The 23,258-nt window shown below is 53.9% G+C and carries 17 protein-coding genes, 1 tRNA gene and 3 rRNA genes; 6 read left to right on the top strand and 15 right to left on the bottom strand.

Annotated elements, in window-relative coordinates; translation table 11 throughout:
* Nucleotides 1-89 precede the first annotated feature (89 nt).
* Nucleotides 90-914 carry a glyoxylate bypass operon transcriptional repressor IclR gene (gene iclR / locus AL515_RS02850; RefSeq protein WP_003844677.1) on the top strand — a complete coding sequence of 275 codons (825 nt, stop codon included), beginning with the start codon at nucleotides 90-92 and terminating at the stop codon, nucleotides 912-914.
* A 21-nt stretch (nucleotides 915-935) separates the two neighbouring features.
* Here iclR and aceK read toward each other — a convergent pair whose 3' ends face one another.
* The 4 genes from aceK to metA all read right to left on the bottom strand — a co-directional run bounded on the left by aceK (nucleotide 936) and on the right by metA (nucleotide 6,922).
* Complete coding sequence (aceK, locus tag AL515_RS02845; RefSeq protein WP_061067004.1) at nucleotides 936-2,684, bottom strand: bifunctional isocitrate dehydrogenase kinase/phosphatase; 1,749 nt, start codon at nucleotides 2,682-2,684, stop codon at nucleotides 936-938.
* A 102-nt stretch (nucleotides 2,685-2,786) separates the two neighbouring features.
* On the bottom strand, nucleotides 2,787-4,091 hold the full coding sequence (aceA, locus tag AL515_RS02840) for an isocitrate lyase (RefSeq protein WP_003031609.1): 1,305 nt from the start codon (nucleotides 4,089-4,091) through the stop codon (nucleotides 2,787-2,789).
* Between the two features lie 31 nt (nucleotides 4,092-4,122).
* Entirely contained in the window at nucleotides 4,123-5,724 is a 1,602-nt protein-coding gene (gene aceB, locus AL515_RS02835; protein WP_061067003.1) for a malate synthase A, read from the bottom strand.
* A 268-nt stretch (nucleotides 5,725-5,992) separates the two neighbouring features.
* Nucleotides 5,993-6,922 carry a homoserine O-acetyltransferase MetA gene (gene metA / locus AL515_RS02830; RefSeq protein WP_003841431.1) on the bottom strand — a complete coding sequence of 310 codons (930 nt, stop codon included), beginning with the start codon at nucleotides 6,920-6,922 and terminating at the stop codon, nucleotides 5,993-5,995.
* A 156-nt stretch (nucleotides 6,923-7,078) separates the two neighbouring features.
* On the opposite strand from metA, the gene AL515_RS02825 reads away from it, so the two are divergent.
* Nucleotides 7,079-7,516: an acetyltransferase gene (locus AL515_RS02825; protein ID WP_061067002.1), complete on the top strand. Its 438-nt coding sequence runs from the start codon at nucleotides 7,079-7,081 to the stop codon at nucleotides 7,514-7,516.
* A gap of 114 nt (nucleotides 7,517-7,630) precedes the next feature.
* Here AL515_RS02825 and rrf read toward each other — a convergent pair.
* The 4 genes from rrf to AL515_RS02805 form a co-directional block, all read right to left on the bottom strand.
* Nucleotides 7,631-7,746 (bottom strand): 5S ribosomal RNA (gene rrf / locus AL515_RS02820).
* A gap of 92 nt (nucleotides 7,747-7,838) precedes the next feature.
* A 23S ribosomal RNA gene (locus AL515_RS02815) occupies nucleotides 7,839-10,745 on the bottom strand.
* 219 nt (nucleotides 10,746-10,964) lie between these two features.
* A tRNA-Glu gene (locus AL515_RS02810) sits at nucleotides 10,965-11,040 on the bottom strand.
* 85 nt (nucleotides 11,041-11,125) lie between these two features.
* Nucleotides 11,126-12,667, bottom strand: a 16S ribosomal RNA gene (locus AL515_RS02805).
* The 16S, 23S and 5S rRNA genes sit together here with 1 tRNA gene alongside, the layout of an rRNA operon.
* 622 nt (nucleotides 12,668-13,289) lie before the next feature.
* Here AL515_RS02805 and purH point away from each other — a divergent pair.
* Both purH and purD read left to right on the top strand, forming a co-directional pair.
* Nucleotides 13,290-14,879, top strand: coding sequence for a bifunctional phosphoribosylaminoimidazolecarboxamide formyltransferase/IMP cyclohydrolase (purH, locus tag AL515_RS02795; protein WP_061067001.1), 1,590 nt, complete (start codon nucleotides 13,290-13,292; stop codon nucleotides 14,877-14,879).
* A gap of 15 nt (nucleotides 14,880-14,894) precedes the next feature.
* On the top strand, nucleotides 14,895-16,184 hold the full coding sequence (gene purD, locus AL515_RS02790; protein WP_061067000.1) for a phosphoribosylamine--glycine ligase: 1,290 nt from the start codon (nucleotides 14,895-14,897) through the stop codon (nucleotides 16,182-16,184).
* Here the strand turns inward: purD and zraR are convergent.
* Both zraR and zraS read right to left on the bottom strand, forming a co-directional pair.
* A complete protein-coding gene (gene zraR, locus AL515_RS02785; RefSeq protein ID WP_061066999.1) occupies nucleotides 16,181-17,506 on the bottom strand; it encodes a sigma-54-dependent response regulator transcription factor ZraR in 1,326 nt (441 codons plus the stop codon). The genes purD and zraR overlap by 4 nt on opposite strands.
* A gap of 5 nt (nucleotides 17,507-17,511) precedes the next feature.
* Nucleotides 17,512-18,897 carry a two-component system sensor histidine kinase ZraS gene (zraS, locus tag AL515_RS02780; protein WP_061066998.1) on the bottom strand — a complete coding sequence of 462 codons (1,386 nt, stop codon included), beginning with the start codon at nucleotides 18,895-18,897 and terminating at the stop codon, nucleotides 17,512-17,514.
* A 57-nt stretch (nucleotides 18,898-18,954) separates the two neighbouring features.
* On the opposite strand from zraS, the gene AL515_RS02775 reads away from it, so the two are divergent.
* Both AL515_RS02775 and zraP read left to right on the top strand, forming a co-directional pair.
* Nucleotides 18,955-19,143 carry a hypothetical protein gene (locus AL515_RS02775; protein ID WP_061066997.1) on the top strand — a complete coding sequence of 63 codons (189 nt, stop codon included), beginning with the start codon at nucleotides 18,955-18,957 and terminating at the stop codon, nucleotides 19,141-19,143.
* 18 nt (nucleotides 19,144-19,161) lie between these two features.
* Nucleotides 19,162-19,605: a zinc resistance sensor/chaperone ZraP gene (zraP, locus tag AL515_RS02770; protein WP_061066996.1), complete on the top strand. Its 444-nt coding sequence runs from the start codon at nucleotides 19,162-19,164 to the stop codon at nucleotides 19,603-19,605.
* A gap of 61 nt (nucleotides 19,606-19,666) precedes the next feature.
* Here zraP and AL515_RS02765 read toward each other — a convergent pair whose 3' ends face one another.
* The 5 genes from AL515_RS02765 to hemE all read right to left on the bottom strand — a co-directional run bounded on the left by AL515_RS02765 (nucleotide 19,667) and on the right by hemE (nucleotide 23,208).
* Entirely contained in the window at nucleotides 19,667-20,359 is a 693-nt protein-coding gene (locus AL515_RS02765; protein WP_061068788.1) for a DUF1481 domain-containing protein, read from the bottom strand.
* An 11-nt stretch (nucleotides 20,360-20,370) separates the two neighbouring features.
* Nucleotides 20,371-20,643 carry a nucleoid-associated protein HU-alpha gene (gene hupA, locus AL515_RS02760; RefSeq protein WP_001044509.1) on the bottom strand — a complete coding sequence of 91 codons (273 nt, stop codon included), beginning with the start codon at nucleotides 20,641-20,643 and terminating at the stop codon, nucleotides 20,371-20,373.
* 186 nt (nucleotides 20,644-20,829) lie between these two features.
* Entirely contained in the window at nucleotides 20,830-21,420 is a 591-nt protein-coding gene (locus tag AL515_RS02755) for a YjaG family protein (protein WP_003842015.1), read from the bottom strand.
* 33 nt (nucleotides 21,421-21,453) lie between these two features.
* Nucleotides 21,454-22,134, bottom strand: a complete 681-nt coding sequence (gene nfi, locus AL515_RS02750; protein ID WP_061066995.1) for a deoxyribonuclease V — start codon at nucleotides 22,132-22,134, stop codon at nucleotides 21,454-21,456.
* Nucleotides 22,135-22,143: 9 nt separating this feature from the next.
* Complete coding sequence (hemE, locus tag AL515_RS02745; protein ID WP_057064651.1) at nucleotides 22,144-23,208, bottom strand: uroporphyrinogen decarboxylase; 1,065 nt, start codon at nucleotides 23,206-23,208, stop codon at nucleotides 22,144-22,146.
* Nucleotides 23,209-23,258 lie beyond the last annotated feature (50 nt).

The raw sequence follows: 23,258 nt of genomic DNA, 5'->3' as shown, positions 1-23,258 counted from the left end.
AGCTTCACTCATCCGATCAGTACAGGAATTCTTGCATTATAATTGAATAAAACGAAAATGATTTCCACGATACAGAAAAGGAGTCTGCCATGGTTGCCCCCGTTCCCGCGAAACGCGGTAGAAAACCCGCCGCTACTACTGCGCCCGCAACCGGGCAGGTTCAGTCCCTGACGCGCGGCCTGAAGCTGCTCGAGTGGATTGCGGAATCCAACGGCAGCGTGGCGCTGACCGAGCTGGCGCAGCAGGCTGGCCTGCCAAACTCCACGACTCACCGTTTGCTGACCACCATGCAGCAGCAGGGATTTGTTCGTCAGGTCGGTGAATTAGGCCACTGGGCCGTGGGCGCACATGCGTTTATCGTCGGCAGCAGCTTTCTGCAAAGCCGTAATCTGCTGGCGATTGTCCACCCAATCCTGCGCAAACTGATGGAAGACTCCGGTGAAACGGTCAACCTCGCCGTGCTGGATCAAAGCGACCATCAGGCGATTATTATCGACCAGGTGCAGTGTACCCAATTGATGCGTATGTCTGCGCCTATCGGCGGCAAACTGCCGATGCACGCCTCCGGGGCGGGCAAAGCGTTTTTATCCCAGCTGAGCGAAGAACAGGTGACTGGGCTGTTGCACCGTAAAGGTCTGCACGCATACACCCACGCCACGCTGGTGTCGCCGGTGCATCTGAAAGAGGATTTGGCCCAGACGCGTAAGCGCGGCTATTCCTTTGATGATGAGGAACATGCGCTGGGCCTGCGCTGCGTGGCGTCGTGCATTTATGACGAGCACCGCGAGCCGTTCGCCGCGATTTCCATCTCCGGCCCCATTTCGCGCATTACCGACGATCGCGTGACCGAGTTTGGCGCCATGGCGATCAAAGCGGCGAAAGAAGTGACGCTGGCGTATGGCGGGTTTCGTTAAGATGGGATTGCCGGGTGGCGGCTACGCCTTACCCGGCTTACGATCGGTTTCATAACGCACGCTGAAACGCTGTTTGCGCCGGTAGGCGTAAACATCTTCCACATGCCCGTTTTTAATCCGCGTTTGCAGACCACGCCAGTAGTCGGCGCTGAACAAGTCAGCGTGCATCTCTTCAAATAGCGGACCAATACGCGGATCAGCACATAGCCAGTGCCGAAACTCTTCCGGGAAGACATCTCCAGGCGATACGCTGTACCACGGCTCAGCGCTCATCTCATCTTCCGGGTAGCGTGGCAGCGGGATATGACGGAAATTAACCTCCGTCATGTAGCAGATTTCATCGTAGTCGTAGAACACCACGCGCCCGTGACGGGTGACGCCGAAGTTCTTAAACAGCATATCGCCGGGGAAAATATTGGCGGCGGCCAACTGACGAATCGCGTTGCCGTACTCTTCAATGGCATCGCGCAGTTGTTGACCTTCGACCTGCTCCAGCCAGATATTCAGCGGCACCATCCGTCGTTCGATATACAGATGGCGAATGACAATCTGATCGCCAAGATCGGTAATTTTTTCCGGTGCTTCCTGTAACAACAGCGCCATCAGCGCAGGATCGATTTGCCGTTTATCCAGCACAAAATTCTCGAACTCCTGGGTGTCAGCCATCCGCCCCACACGATCGTGCTCTTTGACCAGTTGATAACAGGCGCGGACGTGGGCGGCAGACATCTCTTTTTGCGGCGCAAATTTGTCTTTGATGATTTTAAACACCCGGTCAAAGCCCGGCAGGGTAAACACCAGCATCACCATACCGCGGATCCCCGGCGCTTCAATAAACTGCTCATCACAGTTGGCCAGGTAGAGCAGATACTCCCGATAACTTTCCGTTTTTGCATGCTTCTGGCAGCCAATCGCCATATACAATTCAGCGGTGGTTTTACCGGGCAGGATCTCGCGCAACCACTCCACCAGTGCGGCGGGCAACGGTGCATACACCATGAAATAGGAACGGGCAAAGCCAAACACAATGCTCGCCTCCGCCGTCGTGGTCAGGCAGGTATCGACAAACAGCTCACCTTCGTCTGTCCGGTGGATTGGCAGTAAAAACGGCAGCGTTCCAGAAGGGGTAATCAGCTTACCGACCAGCCAGGCGGCCTTGTTACGATAAAACAGTTCATTCGCCACCTGTAAATGGCAGCCCTGCAACACATCCGCTCCCAGGGTTTCGGTCAGGTGTTCGATGATGTAGTGGATATCACGATATTTATTCTGCCATGGAAGACGCAGGGGCAGATCGCTAAGGACGCGAGTGAGCAGCCACTCCCAACCTGAATCAGGGAAAAAATCTTTCGCCAACGGGCGTGGGATCGTGCGGAAACGACGCTCTGGCTGAGAACTGAAAATAAACAGCCGCTCGGGAGTCAGCGAGCGGTGGTCAAATAACCGGCAGTAAACGGAGTTAAAAAAGCTCTCCGCAATCTCGAAGCGCGGGTAATCCGGCAATAGCCGGGTGTAATGCTCTTTCACGCGAAGTAAAAAATCCGCGTCGGTACTTTTGCCGTCTGTAATGCAGCGCAACTGCTCCACCACCAGACCCACGTGATGATCGTAAAGGTGAATACGGCTTTTCATCGCCTGCTGAACCGCATGCCAGTCGGCATGTTCAAAACGCTGCTGCGCGCCGGAGGTGACTTCCAGAAAACGCCCGTACTGGGCGTCGAAACCTTGCAAAATCGTCTGAGCAATCAGTAATTCCAGGCCACGCGTCATCGACTTCTCCCATCCGGCACAACGTCATGCCGGATGGCGCGTTCGCTTATCCGGCCTACATCCCTTCGTAGGCCCGGTAAGCGCAGCGCCACCGGGCATTAATCAAAACTGCGATTCTTCGGTCGAGCCGGTCAGCGCGGTCACCGAGGAAGCGCCGCCCTGAATGATGGTAGTGACTTTGTCGAAGTAGCCTGTACCCACTTCCTGCTGATGGGACACGAAGGTGTAACCGTCTTTCGCCGCCGCAAATTCTGGCTGCTGAACCTTCTCAACATAGTGACGCATGCCTTCACCCTGCGCATAGGAGTGTGCGAGGTCGAACATGTTGAACCACATGCTGTGGATGCCCGCCAGGGTAATGAACTGATATTTGTACCCCATATCTGACAGTTGCTGCTGGAAGCTGGCAATGGTTTTATCATCCAGATTTTTCTGCCAGTTAAACGATGGCGAACAGTTGTAGGCCAGCAGTTTGCCTGGGAATTTCGCATGAATAGCATCGGCAAAGCGCTTCGCCAGTTCGAGGTCCGGCGTGGAGGTTTCACACCACACCAGATCCGCATAAGGTGCATAGGCCAGACCACGGCTGATCGCCTGCTCAATACCCGCATGCGTACGGTAGAACCCTTCGCTGGTACGTTCGCCGGTGATGAACTCGCTGTCGTATGGGTCGCAGTCAGACGTTATCAGATCGGCTGCATCAGCATCAGTACGCGCAATAACCAGCGTCGGAACGCCCATGACGTCGGCCGCCAGACGGGCGGCCACCAGTTTCTGGATAGCTTCCTGAGTCGGCACCAGAACTTTGCCGCCCATGTGACCACATTTTTTCACTGATGCGAGCTGATCTTCGAAGTGGACGGCCGCTGCACCAGCCTCAATCATCGATTTCATCAGTTCAAACGCGTTCAGGACGCCGCCAAAACCCGCTTCCGCATCGGCGACGATCGGCAGGAAGTAATCCACATAGCGCGGATCGTTCGGTTCAATACCGGTAGACCATTGGATCTGATCGGCGCGACGGAATGTGTTGTTGATCCGATCCACCACCGCCGGGACGGAGTTCGCCGGATACAGCGATTGGTCCGGGTACATGCTGGATGCCAGGTTTGCATCTGCCGCCACCTGCCATCCTGAAAGGTAGACCGCTTCAATACCGGCTTTCGCCTGCTGCAGCGCCTGACCGCCAGTCAGCGCGCCGAGGCTGTTGATATAACCTTTCTTCGATTCGCCGTGCAGCAGACGCCACATTTTCGCCGCGCCAAGCTGAGCCAGCGTGCATTCCGGGTTGACCGAGCCACGTAATTTCACCACTTCCTCCGCGCTATATGGACGGGTGATGCCTTCCCAGCGCGGTTGAGTCCATTCTTTCTGTAATTCTTCGATTTGTTGAGTACGGGTTTTCATGTGCAGATGCTCCATATTGTTATGTGGTGGATTACGCCAGCAGGCGGTAGCCTGGCAGGGTCAAGAAATCGATCAATTCATCAGAGGTAGTGATTTGCTCCATCAGGCGCGCGGCATCGTCAAAACGCCCGCTGCTGTAGCGGTGTTCGCCCAGCTCGTCCTGAATCACCAGCATCTCTTCGGCCAGCATCTGGCGAAACAGCGGTTTGGTGACCGGCTTGCCGTTGCTGAGGGTTTTCTGGTGGTGGATCCACTGCCAGATGGAGGTACGGGAGATTTCTGCGGTAGCCGCATCTTCCATCAGACCGTAAATCGGTACGCAGCCGTTGCCGGAGATCCACGCTTCGATGTACTGCACCGCAACACGGATGTTGGCGCGCATGCCTTCTTCAGTACGTTCACCTTCACAAGGTGCCAGCAGTTGTTCTGCGGTAATCGGGGCATCTTCTTCACGGGTCACGAACAGCTGATTTTTGTTTTCACCGAGTACGTCGTTGAACACCGCCATAGCGGTATCTGCCAGCCCCGGATGGGCAATCCATGTGCCGTCATGACCGTTATTTGCTTCCAGCGCTTTGTCCGCTTTTACCTTGGTCAGAACCTGGTTGTTACGTTCCGCATCTTTGCTGGGAATGAACGCTGCCATGCCGCCCATCGCGAATGCGCCACGTTTATGACAGGTTTTAATCAGCAGACGCGAATAGGCGCTGAGGAATGGCTTATCCATCGTCACCACCTGACGGTCCGGCAGCACGCGATCCGGATGGTTCTTCAGCGTTTTGATATAGCTGAAAATGTAGTCCCAGCGACCGCAGTTCAGACCCACAATATGGTCACGCAGGGCGTGCAGAATTTCGTCCATCTGGAAGACGGCCGGCAGCGTTTCAATCAGCAGAGTCGCTTTGATGGTGCCGCGAGGCAGATTAAAGCGATCTTCTGCATAGCTGAACACTTCGCTCCACCATGCCGCTTCTTGCCAGGCCTGCGTTTTTGGCAGATAGAAATAAGGGCCACTGCCTTTTGCCAGCAACGCTTTGTAGTTGTGGAAGAAATAGAGGGCAAAATCGAACAGGCTGCCCGGGATGGATTCGCCACGCCAGGTAACGTGTTTTTCCGGCAGATGCAGACCACGAACGCGGCATACCAACAGAGCCGGATTAGGTTTGAGCTGATAAATTTTACCCGCTTCGTTGGTATAGCTAATGGTGCCATTGACCGCATCACGCAGGTTTATCTGCCCGTCGATTACTTTGCTCCACTCAGGAGCCAGCGAATCTTCAAAATCAGCCATAAAGACTTTGACGTTCGCGTTGAGCGCGTTGATGACCATCTTGCGCTCAACGGGTCCGGTGATCTCTACGCGGCGATCCAGTAAATCATCAGGAATTCCGCGAATTTTCCAGTTACCTTCTCGAATGGAAGCCGTTTCCGAAATAAAATCAGGCAACTTACCGTCATCAATATCCTGCTGCTGCTGGATACGTGCAGCCAGAAGTTTATTGCGTTTTGGCGTAAATCTTGTCACCAGTTCAGTCAGAAACTCTACTGCTTCAGCGGTCAGAATTTGTTGCTCCTGTTCGCCACGCGGCCTGGTGAAGACCAGTTCATCGGTTGTCGTTGCCTGTTGATTCATTGCGTAGTTCCTCGTCATTGATCCAATCACATCCCCAATGCGAACGAAGGATCGTTGTGCGGTTTTCGTTCAGCACAACTAAGACTACTCATTTAAATTTCAAAATCAAAAACAATTTCCATTTTTAATTTAAATATCAATTAACTCATTGATAACAATATAAATAAAATTTAATTACATGATGAGGTGCGTTTCGGAAATAAAAAAGGCACCCGAAGGTGCCTGATTCAACATGCTGAAACGCTTAAGGATCGTCTGCTACAGAAGATTAATCCAGCGTTGGATTCATGTGACGCAGATCATATGGCGTGATCTGGTAGACGTAATAGTTGAGCCAGTTAGTAAACAACAGATTGCCGTGGCTGCGCCAGGTTGCCCGCGGTTTGTTTTGCGGGTCATCTTTCGGGAAGTAGTTATAGGGTACTTCCGGCGTTAAGCCCGCTTCGACGTCACGAAAATACTCACTGCCGAGCGTATGGGCGTCATACTCCGGATGACCCGTCACAAAGGCAATACGTTTATCTTTGCTGGCAAACAGGTAGGCATCTCCCTCTTCTGTCTCGGCAAAAATCTCGAGATCGGTGTAGTCCCGGATAAGCGCAGCAGGAAAATCGGCATAGCGCGAATGCGGAGCCAGGAACGCATCATCAAATCCGCGCGTCAGTAGCGCATGAGGGTGAAGAATATGGTGCTCATAAACACCTGAGAGTTTGTCCGTACGGGTTTGCTTAGGAATTCCGTACAGGATATTCAGCGCGGCCTGTACCGCCCAACAAACAAATAGCGTCGAGGTAACGTGATCTTTCGCCCATTCAAGCACTTGTTGAATCTGCGGCCAGTAAGCCACGTCATTAAATTCAACCAGACCCAACGGCGCGCCGGTCACGATCAGTCCGTCAAAGTTCTGATCGCAGATATCCTCGAAATTACAGTAAAAGTTATTCAGATGTTCCGTTGGGGTGTTACGTGACTCCCGGGCATCAATGCGTAACAGCTGAACATCTACCTGCAGGGGGGAGTTCGACAGTAAGCGCAGGAACTGATTTTCCGTTTCAATCTTCTTGGGCATCAGGTTGAGGATGAGCACCTTCAGTGGTCGAATTTCCTGACCGGAAGCGCGGGATGTCGTCATCACAAAGACGTTTTCCTCACGCAAGAAATTGACGGCGGGTAGCTCGTCCTGCACGCGAATTGGCATAACCTGATAACCTCACTACATACGTTTAAACGTTTAGACATCCAGATAGCTGAAGATACCCAGGAATCATGCGAATGTCGAGCCTGCATCCTCAAGTTGAGAAAGTTTCACGGCCCTTGCTGTAGAATAGTGCAGTAAAGATAAAAGGAGAATGCTATGCCCTTTACCATTCGTCGTTCGCGTAAGGACGAAGGTGATAAGCTCGTATCTATCTGGTGTCGTTCAGTCGATGCGACACACCATTTCCTCTCACCGGATTATCGCCTTGAGCTGGAAGAACTGGTACGTTCATTTTTACCAGAAGCTCCGCTATGGGTTGCAGTGACAGAACAAGATGAGCCTGTCGCCTTTATGCTCCTGACCGATCAGCATATGGATGCCCTGTTCGTCGACCCGGATGCACGTGGTCGCGGCGTTGGTAAGTTACTGATTGAACATGCTTTATCAATGACTTCAACGCTAACGACCAACGTTAATGAACAGAATAAACAGGCAGTTGGATTCTATAAGAAGATGGGATTTAGCGTGACGGGATGGAGGGAAGTGGACGATCTCGGACGACCGTACCCGTTACTCAGCCTCGTACACGGGTAGCCGTACTTATTGCCTGATGCGCTGCGCTTATCAGGCCTACAACAGCCTGGTTATCCGGGAATACAGACGCAAAAAAGCCCATCCGTCAGGATGGGCTTCTTCACTTTAATTAATGCCTGGCAGTTCCCTACTCTCGCATGGGGAGACCCCACACTACCATCGGCGCTACGGCGTTTCACTTCTGAGTTCGGCATGGGGTCAGGTGGGACCACCGCGCTACAGCCGCCAGGCAAATTCTGTTTATCAGACCGCTTCTGCGTTCTGATGTAATCTGTATCAAGCTGAATCTGATGTCTCTTCGCCAAAACATCTTCGGCGTTGTAAGGTTAAGCCTCACGGTTCATTAGTATCGGTTAGCTCAATGTATCGCTACACTTACACACCCGACCTATCAACGTCATCGTCTTTAACGTTCCTTCAGGAGACTTATAGTCTCAGGGAGAACTCATCTCGGGGCAAGTTTCGTGCTTAGATGCTTTCAGCACTTATCTCTTCCGCATTTAGCTACCGGGCAATGCCATTGGCATGACAACCCGAACACCAGTGATGCGTCCACTCCGGTCCTCTCGTACTAGGAGCAGCCCCCCTCAATTCTCCAGCGCCCACGGCAGATAGGGACCGAACTGTCTCACGACGTTCTAAACCCAGCTCGCGTACCACTTTAAATGGCGAACAGCCATACCCTTGGGACCTACTTCAGCCCCAGGATGTGATGAGCCGACATCGAGGTGCCAAACACCGCCGTCGATATGAACTCTTGGGCGGTATCAGCCTGTTATCCCCGGAGTACCTTTTATCCGTTGAGCGATGGCCCTTCCATTCAGAACCACCGGATCACTAAGACCTGCTTTCGCACCTGCTCGAGCCGTCACTCTCGCAGTCAAGCTAGCTTATGCCTTTGCACTAACCTCCTGATGTCCGACCAGGATTAGCTAACCTTCGTGCTCCTCCGTTACTCTTTAGGAGGAGACCGCCCCAGTCAAACTACCCACCAGACACTGTCCGCAACCCGGATTACGGGTCCACGTTAGAACACCAGCCATTAAAGGGTGGTATTTCAAGGTTGGCTCCATGCAGACTGGCGTCCACACTTCAAAGCCTCCCACCTATCCTACACATCAAGGACCAGTGTTCAGTGTCAAGCTATAGTAAAGGTTCACGGGGTCTTTCCGTCTTGCCGCGGGTACACTGCATCTTCACAGCGAGTTCAATTTCACTGAGTCTCGGGTGGAGACAGCCTGGCCATCATTACGCCATTCGTGCAGGTCGGAACTTACCCGACAAGGAATTTCGCTACCTTAGGACCGTTATAGTTACGGCCGCCGTTTACCGGGGCTTCGATCAAGAGCTTCTCCTTACGGATAACCCCATCAATTAACCTTCCGGCACCGGGCAGGCGTCACACCGTATACGTCCACTTTCGTGTTTGCACAGTGCTGTGTTTTTAATAAACAGTTGCAGCCAGCTGGTATCTTCGACTGATTTCAGCTCCATGGGTAAACCACTTCACCTACATATCAGCGTGCCTTCTCCCGAAGTTACGGCACCATTTTGCCTAGTTCCTTCACCCGAGTTCTCTCAAGCGCCTTGGTATTCTCTACCTGACCACCTGTGTCGGTTTGGGGTACGATTTCGTGTTACCTGATGCTTAGAGGCTTTTCCTGGAAGCAGGGCATTTGTTACTTCAGCACCGTAGTGCCTCGTCATCACACCTTAGCGTTAAAAGAAGTCCGGATTTACCTAAACTTCCCGCCTACATGCTTAAACCGGGACAACCGTCGCCCGGCTAACATAGCCTTCTCCGTCCCCCCTTCGCAGTAACACCAAGTACAGGAATATTAACCTGTTTCCCATCGACTACGCCTTTCGGCCTCGCCTTAGGGGTCGACTCACCCTGCCCCGATTAACGTTGGACAGGAACCCTTGGTCTTCCGGCGTGCGGGTTTTTCACCCGCATTATCGTTACTTATGTCAGCATTCGCACTTCTGATACCTCCAGCATGCCTCACGACACACCTTCAACGGCTTACAGAACGCTCCCCTACCCAACAACACATAGTGTCGCTGCCGCAGCTTCGGTGCACAGTTTAGCCCCGTTACATCTTCCGCGCAGGCCGACTCGACCAGTGAGCTATTACGCTTTCTTTAAATGATGGCTGCTTCTAAGCCAACATCCTGGCTGTCTGTGCCTTCCCACATCGTTTCCCACTTAACTGTGACTTTGGGACCTTAGCTGGCGGTCTGGGTTGTTTCCCTCTTCACGACGGACGTTAGCACCCGCCGTGTGTCTCCCGTGATAACATTCTTCGGTATTCGCAGTTTGCATCGGGTTGGTAAGTCGGGATGACCCCCTAGCCGAAACAGTGCTCTACCCCCGAAGATGAATTCACGAGGCGCTACCTAAATAGCTTTCGGGGAGAACCAGCTATCTCCCGGTTTGATTGGCCTTTCACCCCCAGCCACAAGTCATCCGCTAATTTTTCAACATTAGTCGGTTCGGTCCTCCAGTTAGTGTTACCCAACCTTCAACCTGCCCATGGCTAGATCACCGGGTTTCGGGTCTATACCCTGCAACTTAACGCCCAGTTAAGACTCGGTTTCCCTTCGGCTCCCCTATTCGGTTAACCTTGCTACAGAATATAAGTCGCTGACCCATTATACAAAAGGTACGCAGTCACCCCATAAAGAGGCTCCCACTGCTTGTACGTACACGGTTTCAGGTTCTTTTTCACTCCCCTCGCCGGGGTTCTTTTCGCCTTTCCCTCACGGTACTGGTTCACTATCGGTCAGTCAGGAGTATTTAGCCTTGGAGGATGGTCCCCCCATATTCAGACAGGATACCACGTGTCCCGCCCTACTCTTCGAGTTCACAACCTGTGCATTTTGGTGTACGGGACTATCACCCTGTACCGTCGGACTTTCCAGACCGTTCCACTAACACACAAGCTGATTCAGACTCTGGGCTGCTCCCCGTTCGCTCGCCGCTACTGGGGGAATCTCGGTTGATTTCTTTTCCTCGGGGTACTTAGATGTTTCAGTTCCCCCGGTTCGCTTCATTACGCTATGGATTCACGTAATGATAGTGTGTCGAAACACACTGGGTTTCCCCATTCGGAAATCGCCGGTTATAACGGTTCATATCACCTCACCGACGCTTATCGCAGATTAGCACGTCCTTCATCGCCTCTGACTGCCAGGGCATCCACCGTGTACGCTTAGTCGCTTAACCTCACAACCCGAAGATGTTTCGTAAAACATCACCGTGTTGCGAAAATTTGAGAGACTCGAACACACCGCTTTTCATTTCTTATTACGGAGAAATGAAACAGTGTGTCGTTTCAATTTTCAGCTTGATCCAGATTTTTAAAGAGCAAATATCTCAAACGTCACCCGAAGGTAAGTTTTGAGATATTAAGGCCGGCGACTTTCACTCACACAAACCAGCAAGTGGCGTCCCCTAGGGGATTCGAACCCCTGTTACCGCCGTGAAAGGGCGGTGTCCTGGGCCTCTAGACGAAGGGGACGTGTCAGTCTCAATCGCAAGACGCCTTGCTATTTACTTTTCATCAGACAATCTGTGTGAGCACTACAAAGAACGTTTCTTTAAGGTAAGGAGGTGATCCAACCGCAGGTTCCCCTACGGTTACCTTGTTACGACTTCACCCCAGTCATGAATCACAAAGTGGTAAGCGCCCTCCCGAAGGTTAAGCTACCTACTTCTTTTGCAACCCACTCCCATGGTGTGACGGGCGGTGTGTACAAGGCCCGGGAACGTATTCACCGTGGCATTCTGATCCACGATTACTAGCGATTCCGACTTCATGGAGTCGAGTTGCAGACTCCAATCCGGACTACGACGCACTTTATGAGGTCCGCTTGCTCTCGCGAGGTCGCTTCTCTTTGTATGCGCCATTGTAGCACGTGTGTAGCCCTACTCGTAAGGGCCATGATGACTTGACGTCATCCCCACCTTCCTCCAGTTTATCACTGGCAGTCTCCTTTGAGTTCCCGGCCGGACCGCTGGCAACAAAGGATAAGGGTTGCGCTCGTTGCGGGACTTAACCCAACATTTCACAACACGAGCTGACGACAGCCATGCAGCACCTGTCTCACGGTTCCCGAAGGCACCAAGCCATCTCTGGCAAGTTCCGTGGATGTCAAGAGTAGGTAAGGTTCTTCGCGTTGCATCGAATTAAACCACATGCTCCACCGCTTGTGCGGGCCCCCGTCAATTCATTTGAGTTTTAACCTTGCGGCCGTACTCCCCAGGCGGTCGACTTAACGCGTTAGCTCCGGAAGCCACGCCTCAAGGGCACAACCTCCAAGTCGACATCGTTTACGGCGTGGACTACCAGGGTATCTAATCCTGTTTGCTCCCCACGCTTTCGCACCTGAGCGTCAGTCTTTGTCCAGGGGGCCGCCTTCGCCACCGGTATTCCTCCAGATCTCTACGCATTTCACCGCTACACCTGGAATTCTACCCCCCTCTACAAGACTCTAGCCTGCCAGTTTCGGATGCAGTTCCCAGGTTGAGCCCGGGGATTTCACATCCGACTTGACAGACCGCCTGCGTGCGCTTTACGCCCAGTAATTCCGATTAACGCTTGCACCCTCCGTATTACCGCGGCTGCTGGCACGGAGTTAGCCGGTGCTTCTTCTGCGAGTAACGTCAATCGCTGCGGTTATTAACCACAACGCCTTCCTCCTCGCTGAAAGTACTTTACAACCCGAAGGCCTTCTTCATACACGCGGCATGGCTGCATCAGGCTTGCGCCCATTGTGCAATATTCCCCACTGCTGCCTCCCGTAGGAGTCTGGACCGTGTCTCAGTTCCAGTGTGGCTGGTCATCCTCTCAGACCAGCTAGGGATCGTCGCCTAGGTGAGCCGTTACCCCACCTACTAGCTAATCCCATCTGGGCACATCCGATGGCAAGAGGCCCGAAGGTCCCCCTCTTTGGTCTTGCGACATTATGCGGTATTAGCTACCGTTTCCAGTAGTTATCCCCCTCCATCGGGCAGTTTCCCAGACATTACTCACCCGTCCGCCACTCGTCACCCAAGGAGCAAGCTCCTCTGTGCTACCGTTCGACTTGCATGTGTTAGGCCTGCCGCCAGCGTTCAATCTGAGCCATGATCAAACTCTTCAATTTAAGTTTGATGCTCGTGAATTAAACTTCGTAATGAATTACGTATGTTCACTCAGAGACTTGGTATTCATTTTTCGTCTTGCGACGTTAAGAATCCGTATCTTCGAGTGCCCACACAGATTGTCTGATAAATTGTTAAAGAGCAGTTGCGACGCGCTTTAGCGCTCTGTCGCGAGGTGGCGTATATTACGCTTTCCTCTTTCAGAGTCAACCCTCATTTTCAGGTTTTTCCCTTCAATCAACCCGGCTAGTTAGTGTGAAGTGATTCACATCCGCCGTGTCGATGGAGGCGCATTATAGGGAGTTTCCCTCAGCCCGCAACCCTTAAATGACAGAAAAATGACTGACTGCTGCAATCCCCAGCAGACCCCCGTCTTATACCCATTTACACACAGAGTTATCCACAAAAATAAGGTTCTCTTTCGAGAGTCACCTGGTTTTATCCCTCATCTATAGAGATGAAATAATGGAATTGAGGTAAAGAGAAAAATTCGCGAGCGTTGCGCAAACGTTTTCGTTACAATGCCCCCGCACAACAAGGATGCCCCGTAAGGGGCGTTAGCTGAGTTTTTAGCCAAGAATTCACCTAACGCTCTCTGTAATAGTCAAATCCAGGGGATTTACCATGCAACAACGTCGTCCAGTCCGCCGCGCTCTGCTCAGTGTTTCTGACAAGGCCGGTATCATCGAATTCGCTCAGGCACTTTCCGCACGTGGTGTGGAGTTGCTGTCTACAGGTGGCACTGCGCGCCTTTTAGCGGAGAAAGGTCTGCCAGTGACCGAAGTTTCCGATTACACCGGCTTCCCGGAAATGATGGATGGACGCGTGAAGACCCTGCATCCGAAAGTCCACGGTGGCATTCTTGGTCGTCGCGGTCATGATGACGGAATAATGGAACAACATGGTATCGCGCCTATCGATATGGTGGTTGTTAACCTGTATCCATTCGCCGAGACCGTCGCCCGCGAAGGCTGTTCTCTGGAAGATGCCGTAGAGAACATTGATATCGGCGGCCCGACCATGGTGCGCTCCGCTGCCAAGAACCATAAAGATGTAGCTATCGTTGTGAAGAGCAGCGACTACGACGCCATTATTAAAGAGATGGATGCCAACGACGGTTCTCTGACCCTCGACACCCGTTTCGATCTCGCGATTAAAGCCTTCGAACACACTGCCGCTTACGACAGCATGATCGCCAACTACTTCGGCAGCATGGTTCCGGCTTACCACGGCGAAAGCAAAGAAGCCGCCGGTCGCTTCCCGCGTACGCTGAACCTGAACTTCATTAAGAAGCAGGATATGCGCTACGGCGAGAACAGCCACCAGCAGGCTGCCTTCTATATAGAAGAGAATGTTAAAGAAGCGTCCGTTGCCACCGCGCAGCAGGTTCAGGGTAAAGCGCTTTCCTACAACAACATCGCTGATACCGATGCGGCACTGGAGTGCGTGAAAGAGTTCAGCGAACCGGCCTGTGTGATCGTTAAGCACGCCAACCCGTGCGGTGTAGCGGTAAGCACCTCTATTCTTGACGCTTACGATCGTGCTTACAAAACCGACCCGACCTCAGCATTCGGCGGCATCATCGCCTTTAACCGCGAGCTGGATGCTGAAACCGCGCAGGCGATCATCTCCCGCCAGTTCGTGGAAGTGATCATCGCGCCATCCGCCACCGAAGAAGCTCTGAAAATTACCGCAGCCAAGCAGAACGTTCGGGTGCTGGTCTGCGGCCAATGGGCGCAGCGCGTTCCGGGCCTTGACTTCAAACGCGTGAACGGCGGCCTGCTGGTTCAGGACCGCGACCTCGGTATGGTGAGCGAAGCTGAACTGCGCGTGGTAACCAAGCGCCAGCCGACCGAGCAAGAGCTGCGTGATGCGCTGTTCTGCTGGAAAGTGGCGAAGTTCGTTAAATCCAACGCCATCGTTTATGCCAAAGGCAATATGACCATCGGTATTGGCGCAGGCCAGATGAGCCGCGTTTACTCCGCCAAAATCGCCGGGATTAAAGCCGCCGACGAAGGCCTGGAAGTGAAAGGTTCCTCTATGGCTTCCGACGCGTTCTTCCCGTTCCGCGACGGGATTGATGCCGCTGCTGCCGCGGGCGTGACCTGCGTGATCCAGCCGGGCGGTTCTATCCGCGATGACGAAGTGATTGCCGCCGCCAATGAACACGGCATTGCGATGGTATTTACCGACATGCGCCACTTCCGCCATTAATCCACGGAGCAGACGATGAAAGTATTAGTGATTGGCAACGGCGGGCGCGAACACGCGCTGGCCTGGAAAGCCGCGCAGTCCCCGCTGGTTGATACCGTTTTTGTCGCACCGGGTAACGCCGGTACCGCACTGGAGCCCGCGTTGCAAAACGTGGCCATCGGCGTAACCGATATCCCGGCTCTGCTGGACTTTGCCCAGAACGAGAAGATCGATCTGACCATTGTTGGCCCGGAAGCGCCGCTGGTGATTGGCGTGGTTGATGCATTCCGCGCCGCCGGTCTGAAAATCTTCGGCCCAACGGAAGGTGCCGCGCAGCTGGAAGGCTCCAAAGCGTTCACCAAAGATTTCCTCGCCCGTCATAACATCCCAACGGCGGAGTACCAGAACTTCACCGAAATCGAACCTGCGCTGGCTTACCTGCGCGAGAAAGGCGCGCCGATCGTTATCAAAGCCGATGGCCTGGCTGCCGGGAAAGGCGTTATCGTGGCGATGACGCTGGAGGAAGCGGAAGCCGCCGTGCATGACATGCTGGCCGGTAACGCGTTTGGCGACGCGGGCCACCGCATCGTTATCGAAGAGTTCCTCGACGGCGAAGAAGCGAGCTTTATCGTGATGGTCGACGGCGAGCACGTGCTGCCGATGGCCACCAGCCAGGACCACAAACGCGTGGGTAACGGCGATACCGGCCCGAACACCGGCGGGATGGGTGCCTACTCCCCTGCTCCGGTAGTGACCGATGAAGTGCACCAGCGCACCATGGAACGCATCATCTGGCCAACCGTGAAAGGCATGGCGGCGGAAGGTAACACCTACACCGGTTTCCTGTATGCGGGTCTGATGATCGATAAGCAGGGCAATCCGAAGGTTATCGAGTTTAACTGCCGCTTCGGCGATCCGGAAACCCAGCCGATCATGCTGCGCATGAAATCGGATCTGGTGGATCTTTGCCTCGCCGCCTGTGACGGCAAGCTGGATGAGAAAACCTCCGAGTGGGACGAGCGCGCTTCGCTGGGTGTGGTCATTGCCGCCGGAGGTTATCCGGGCAATTACAATACCGGCGATGAGATCCACGGTCTGCCGCTGGAAGACGTCTCTGACGGTAAAGTGTTCCACGCGGGCACCAAACTGTCTGCTGACGATCGCGTGCTGACCAACGGCGGTCGCGTGCTGTGCGCCACCGCGCTGGGCAATACCGTGGCAGACGCGCAGAAACGCGCTTACGCCCTGATGACCGACATCCGCTGGGATGGCAGCTTCAGCCGTAACGACATCGGCTGGCGCGCCATTGAACGCGAGCAACGCTAACGCGAAATTTTCGCCAACAGCGTTTTACGCGTAATGCCTAACTGACGGGCGGCTTCCGTTTTATTGCCGCCCGTTTTTTCAAGCGCCGCCAGAATCACCTCCTTTTCGACATCCACCAGCGGTTGGATCTCGCCACTGAATTCCGTTTTTATCGGCGTCGCGGCAATCGCCATCGGCAGTTCACGTTCGGAAATATATTCCCCCGTCAGCAGCACCACCGAGCGCTCAATCGCATTTTCCAGCTCACGAATATTGCCCGGCCAGTCGTAGTGGATCAGCAGATCCATCGCCTGCGGAGTAAAACCTTTCACCGCTTTACGGTTACGCGCGGCAAAACGCTGGAGAAAATGTTCGGCTAACAGCGGAATATCTTCCCGGCGCTGGCGCAATGCTGGCATTTCAATGGTGACGACGTTCAGACGATAATAGAGATCCTGGCGAAAGCGCCCGGCACTGACTTCCTCCGCCAGATCTCGATGCGTGGCGGCGATCAGCCGGACATCAACCGCAATAGTCTGGTTGCTGCCAACCCGCTGTACTTCTCGCTCCTGGATCGCCCGCAGCAAACGCACCTGCATCAGCGGTGAGATATCGCCAATTTCATCAAGAAATAACGTGCCGCCATCGGCCTCCACAAAGCGCCCTTCCCGGCGTTTATCCGCCCCGGTAAACGCCCCTTTCTCGTGACCAAAAAGTTCGGACTCCAGCAGCGATTCATTAAGCGCCGCGCAGTTGAGCGTCACCAGCGGTTTATCGCGACGGGCGCTGCTGGCATGCAGCGCCCGGGCCACCAACTCTTTCCCCGTGCCGGAGTCTCCGTGAATGAGCACTGTCGCATCTGAGGGCGCAACCATCGCGATTTCATTGAGCAACTTCTGCATCACCGGACTGCTGCCAATCATGCCAAACTGTACCGCCGACGCCGATGGCAGTTCAGCGCCCATTTCCCGCGTATGCGCCAGCGCCTTTTCCAGCGTCTCCTGCAGACGGTCAAAATCCAGCGGCTTGATTAAATAGTCCAGCGCCCCGGTTTTAAGCGCCTCAACGGCGGTCTCTACGCTGGAGAACGCCGTCATGATCAAGACCGGAATCGCCGGATTCAGCGCCTTGATCTCTTTGAGCGTTGCGATGCCGTCCATCTCCGCCATGCGTACATCACACAGCACTAAATCAAATACGCGTTCGCGCACCTGTTCCAGCGCCGCTCGCCCGCTATAGGCCAGCGCGACCTCATAACCCCAGCCGCGCAGCAGCGCCTGTAAAATAGTGCAGTGGCTGATATCGTCATCTACTACCAGAATATTGATTTTTCCGCGCGTCATCCTTGTTAATCCTGTTGTTTCGCTTTGGTCGGCAGCCAAAGAGTAAAGGTCGCACCTTTACCCTCAACGCTTGCCACCTGAATGGTACCACCGTGCTGTTCGACTATGTTCTGCACAACCGCCAGCCCGAGGCCGGTTCCGTCAGCTTTAGTCGTGAAGTAAGGCGTAAAAATGGCCTCCAGCTGTTCCGCTGCAATTCCCTTTCCGCTATCAGCTACCACAATTTTAACGCGCTCAGCGCTGCTTTCATTCGCTTCAACCGTGATCGTGCCCTGGTGGCCAATCGCATGAATGGCGTTCAGATACAGATTCAGCAGGACCTGCGTTAGCCGGTCAGGATCGGCCTGAATGGTTGGTAGTGCAGGATTTATCGTAAACCGTAATTGAATCTCCCGACTTTGAGCATCCTGACTCACCAGATGCAATGAGTGGGTGATGACCTCGTTGAGATCCACCTGTTGCAGCGTCAGATGCGCTGGCTTCACCAGCTCCAGCAACTCGCTCACCACCCGATTTAAACGATCCGCCTCTTTTGCCATCACCTGTGCCAGCTCATGCGACTCGCCTCCTGCCGGGGTTCGCTCGGCAAAATACTTCGCCAGACCTTTGATCGATGAAAGCGGGTTACGAATTTCATGCGCCACTCCAGCCGCAAGATGCCCGAGCGCTAACAGTTTTTCTTTACGCTTCATCGCATCCTGAAGTTCTTTGTACGAACGCTGATAGCGCTGATACCAGAAGAACGTCAGTACGGTGGCCAGCAACACAGCCGCCAGCGCACAGAGGACTATCAGTGTGTTACGCCACTCTCTTGCCTGAGTCGCCGCCAGATCGCTGGCATCAAAGGCGATAAAAATGGTTTGTGCAGGGATGTTAAGCCGCCCGTCATTACTGGCGCAACTCGCCATGCCATGACGTCCTGGACCATACGTCGGCTGAAACTGGCGATAAATTTCCAGAGCCGGCGTGTTTTCACCGTCCCTCACTTGAATGTCAATATTTCGCCAGCTTTCTTGTTCTCCGGGATTAAGCTGCCGCAGGACATCCGGAGAATAGAGCGTTTTCCCGACCATCGCCGAATTGCTGTGAGTCATAATGACGCCATGCTCATCCACAACGGCAAACCATAATACGCCCGGCTGTACGGCCATTTGTTCCAGCAGCGTCTGCTGCTGGGCATGATGCATGCGCATCCCCATGCCTACACGCGTACCAGATTCCAGAGCGCGAATGAGCACACTGCCTTTTTCCAGTAGCGTTTGCCGTGCAGCACCGCTTTCCCGCCCATAGTCCCGAATGGTCATAACCGAAAACCAGCCAACCAAAATCAGGATTGCCGCCAGCAAGAGTCGGCTCAACCACTTTGCCACCGTATCCTTATAAAGACGCATACGCTCTCCCTTCACCCCGCTTGTTCCTTTCATCGTTGCAGGTATACAGCAGAAATCATGCCATTTTTTCCCCCTGATAACCCTGCCCTCAGACACAAACAGCTGAAAGTACCGGGTAAAAATGACTCGCTGGCGCGTTCTGGCGAGTCATTTTTACTCGTTTCCCTGCAAAGACGGTGGGTACAACGCCCGCAGGGCTGGGATTGCCGCTTTGGCACGGAAGATGCAAAAGGGAATGTAAGCTAACCAACAGGAGAACGAACGATGAAACGGAACAACAAACTGGCACTGATTGCACTTTCTCTTATCGCACTGGGCTCCACCCCGGTACTGGCGCAGAATCACTGGGGATACGGTGATGGAATGCAGCAACGGGTCGGTACCCCAATGACCGCTGAGCAGCAGGCTGCCGCGCAGAAAATCTATGATGATTACTACTCCCAGACCAGCGCGTTGCGCCAACAGCTGACATCCAAACGTTATGAGTACAATGCACTATTAACGGCCAGCTCGCCGGACACGGCAAAAATTAATGCCGTTGCAAAAGAGATGGAGGCGTTGAATCAGTCTCTGGACGAGCAGCGCGTTAAACGCGATGTCGCAATGGCGCAGGCTGGCGTGCCACGTGGCGCGGGAATGGGCTACGGCGGATGCGGCGGTGGCGGTAACCATCGCGGCGGCGGCCATATGGGAATGGGTCACTGGTAAAAGACGTGATGCCTGATGACGCCATACGGATCAGGTCTGCTGACTACCTGTCTTCAGGTTTTCAGAAAGTTTTGGCTGTAGGCTGCCAGTGACAAAAATCTTCATTGGCGACTAGCAGTAGCTGCGACCCTTCGGGCGCTTCCAGCCATGCCACACTCACCTCTACGGATGAATGTTTCTGGCGGCGCTCGATATGGTTTATCGCCCACGACTCCAGGTCTGGCTTCAGCGTTTCACCTTCACAGGTTGTGACCGTGTTATCCGCATGCCAACGTCCCTGACGCAATATCACCCGTCCCTGACGCAGCGCATCGCTGGTCTTGCGGATTTGATCGGCACGATAGCGGTACAACGCAATTTGATCGCTGGAAAGCTGCTGCTTTTGCCCGGCGACTTCACGTTGCATGAAACTCAGTTCGCCGCGGTCATCGAAGCGGATACGAATATGTTCCGGCGGTTTACTGTAAACATTGAGTTCTATCAGAGAGAGCGTATCTCCCTGCCAGCGGTATTCACTGGTGGTGGTATCGCCGTTACGCCACGGACTCAATACCGAGAGCAAGTGAACATCGTCACTGGAATCTTTACGCCAGACGCGTACTGCCCCCTGCTCGCCAACATAACCGCTGGCCGTGAACGGAGGAAGCTCGGAATGACGACTACAGGCCGACAGCAACAGCACACCTGAAAGCCAGAGCGTATGACGCCAGATGGACAAAAGGGGCGAAACCGCCCCTTCGTTAAAACTGTTCACTGCCACGCGAATTACTTAACCGCGTCTTTCAGTGCTTTACCAGAAACAAATGCCGGTACGTTAGCTGCGGCGATTTTGATTTCTTTACCGGTCTGCGGGTTGCGGCCAGTGCGCTCAGCACGGTGGTTCACTTTGAAGGTACCGAAACCAACCAGTTGTACAGCATCGCCTTCTTTCAGAGACTCAGTAATAGCAGCCAGAGTGGATTCCAGAGCAGCTTTAGCCTGTGTTTTAGACAGTTCTGCTTTGTCTGCAATTACATCAATCAGTTGAGTCTTGTTCATAAGTTATCCTTACAATGTGTTTATCGCTTGCTAAGCATCGAGTGCGACGGAAATGCCAGAAAAGCACTCTCCTGCATACACGCACCGATAGCCACTTTTTTTCGCCCCCCAAATGTAGACCAGACCGGGGGCGGATGGGAAGCCTTCAGGCACGACAAATCAGGCGTTAAATCACGTTTTGTGGTGTCATTGCTGAAAATTTATACCAATATTGCTCTCGCCAGCCTCGCGCAGGTCTGCACGCAGCCCTTTTATCAGCTCAATATCGCGTTCTTCACAGTCGGCTAAAAGTCGGAAAATTTCCCACTGAATATCCCATTCTTGCTCAACGGCAGGGTTCTCTTTGAGCTCTTCATCGGTCATTTCGCGACCAGCCTGGGTCATTTCCAGCATCGCAACCGTCGTAATCGAAGCCTTACTAACTTCGATTGCATGCTCCAGCGTTTCACCGCTAAGACGTGAATGCATCAGTTCGCTTAATGCCACGCAGGCATCAATCGCCGGGTAAACGCCGTACAGATCGTAATCGTCTGCAGAAGGAATGGCCTCTTCAAACTTTTCCAGCTGGCTGTCGAAATTGATTTTCGCGTCTTTAACCGTCAGCGCTTCCCAAATCAAATCCAGAATTCGGCGGTAAATCTGCCCATCGCCAAATTCAGTTTGCTTGCAGAACATGGCGTAATTCGGGTACATGCGTTCGCACAGACAGGCCATAAACGTGACGTGCTGCCAGCTTTCCAGCTTCTCCAGACGCAGGTGAATCGGATTTTGTAACATGATGAGTTCTCAAATACGGAAATTAGCCGCAGTTTACCCGATATGGGGCGCTTTTGCTGCAAGCCGCGTAAAAGCCGGGCGTTCGGATGCCACCGCATCTGCCCAGCGCGTTGGTTCCGGCAGACGATAGCCGTTCATACAGCGTTGTACCCACGCCAGTGCGCTGTCCATACTCACGCGGTGACCCGTAGAGATAAACAACGGGTTACAGCGCGCTTTGCTGCGCCAGACCCACGCCAGCTGTTCGCCTTTATCCAGCAATGGTGCTAACGCGCCGGATTCGGCAGCGAGCGGCTCAAACTTGCCGCACAACCGTTTTTTCGCCACGCCAATCGTCGGGACATCCACCAGCAGACCAAAATGACTGGCTACGCCCAGGCGACGCGGGTGCGAAATGCCGTGCCCGTCAACGAACAGCAGATCTGGCTTGTGCGAGAGCAATTGCCAGGCGGCCATCAGCGCGGGGGTTTCACGAAAGGAGAGAAAACCGGGAATGTAGGGCATGGTGGTGGCGATACGCGCCACCTTGTATTCAACCAGTTCAAGCGTGGGATACTTCAGTAAGACCATCGCGGCTCGCGTCACTTCGCCACCCTGCTCAAACCCAACGTCCGCCCCGCCGATCAGATCAGGCGGATCGTTCTTCAGACGATCCTCGCGGATCACTGAAGAGGCCAGTTCAAGCTGCTGCGCGCGTAATGACGCGAGATCCATAATGACTCCTTAGCGGTGGTACTGTTCGGACAACCGATGTACCGCCTCCACAAAGACACCCGCATGTTCTGGCGGGACGTCCTGATGAATGCCGTGGCCCAGGTTAAAGACATGCCCTTCGCCCTGACCGAATCCGGCCAGAATTGTCGCCACCTCTTCTTCGATGCGGGCTGGCGGTGCATACAGCATGGACGGATCCATATTGCCCTGTAGCGCCACTTTATGACCTACACGACGACGCGCATCGGCAATGTCAGTGGTCCAGTCGAGACCTAACGCATCACAGCCGGTTTCCGCCATCGCTTCCAGCCACTGACCGCCGCCTTTGGTAAACAGGGTCACCGGTACACGACGACCGTCGTTCTCGCGCAGCAGGCCATCAACGATTTTGTGCATGTAGTACAGGGAGAACTGCTGATAGTCGCGACCGGTCAGCACACCGCCCCAGGTATCGAAAATCATCACCGACTGCGCGCCCGCTTTGATCTGCGCGTTCAGGTACAGCGTGACGCTCTTCGCCAGCTTATCAAGCAGCAGATGCAGCGCTTTAGGGTCGGCATACATCATCTTTTTAATCACGGTGAAGGCTTTGCTGCTGCCGCCTTCAACCATGTAGGTTGCCAGCGTCCACGGGCTACCGGAGAAGCCGATCAGCGGCACTTCGCCTTTCAGTTCACGGCGAATTGTGCGCACCGCATTCATCACGTAACCCAGCCCATCTTCCGGGTCCGGGATCGGCAGTTTGTCGACGTCAGCCTTGCTGGTAATCGGGGAGGTGAAGCGTGGACCTTCTCCTGCTTCAAAATAGAGCCCAAGCCCCATCGCATCGGGAATCGTCAGGATATCCGAGAAGAGGATCGCGGCATCAAGCTTATAACGACGCAGCGGCTGCAGCGTAACTTCGCAGGCCAGCTCGGCATTTTTGCACAGCGCCATAAAATCGCCCGCCTCGGCGCGCGTGGCTTTATATTCCGGTAGATAGCGGCCCGCCTGGCGCATCATCCATACCGGAGTGACATCAACGGGCTGGCGCAGCAGCGCACGCAGATAACGATCGTTCTTCAGTTCGGTCATTTTTGCAGTTCCTTATTGCGTCAGTCCATCAGTGTATCATCACTCGTTCT

The organism is Citrobacter sp. FDAARGOS_156 (assembly GCF_001559235.2).
Lineage (GTDB): Bacteria > Pseudomonadota > Gammaproteobacteria > Enterobacterales > Enterobacteriaceae > Citrobacter > Citrobacter youngae.
This window is presented reverse-complemented; position numbering and strand designations above follow the sequence as displayed.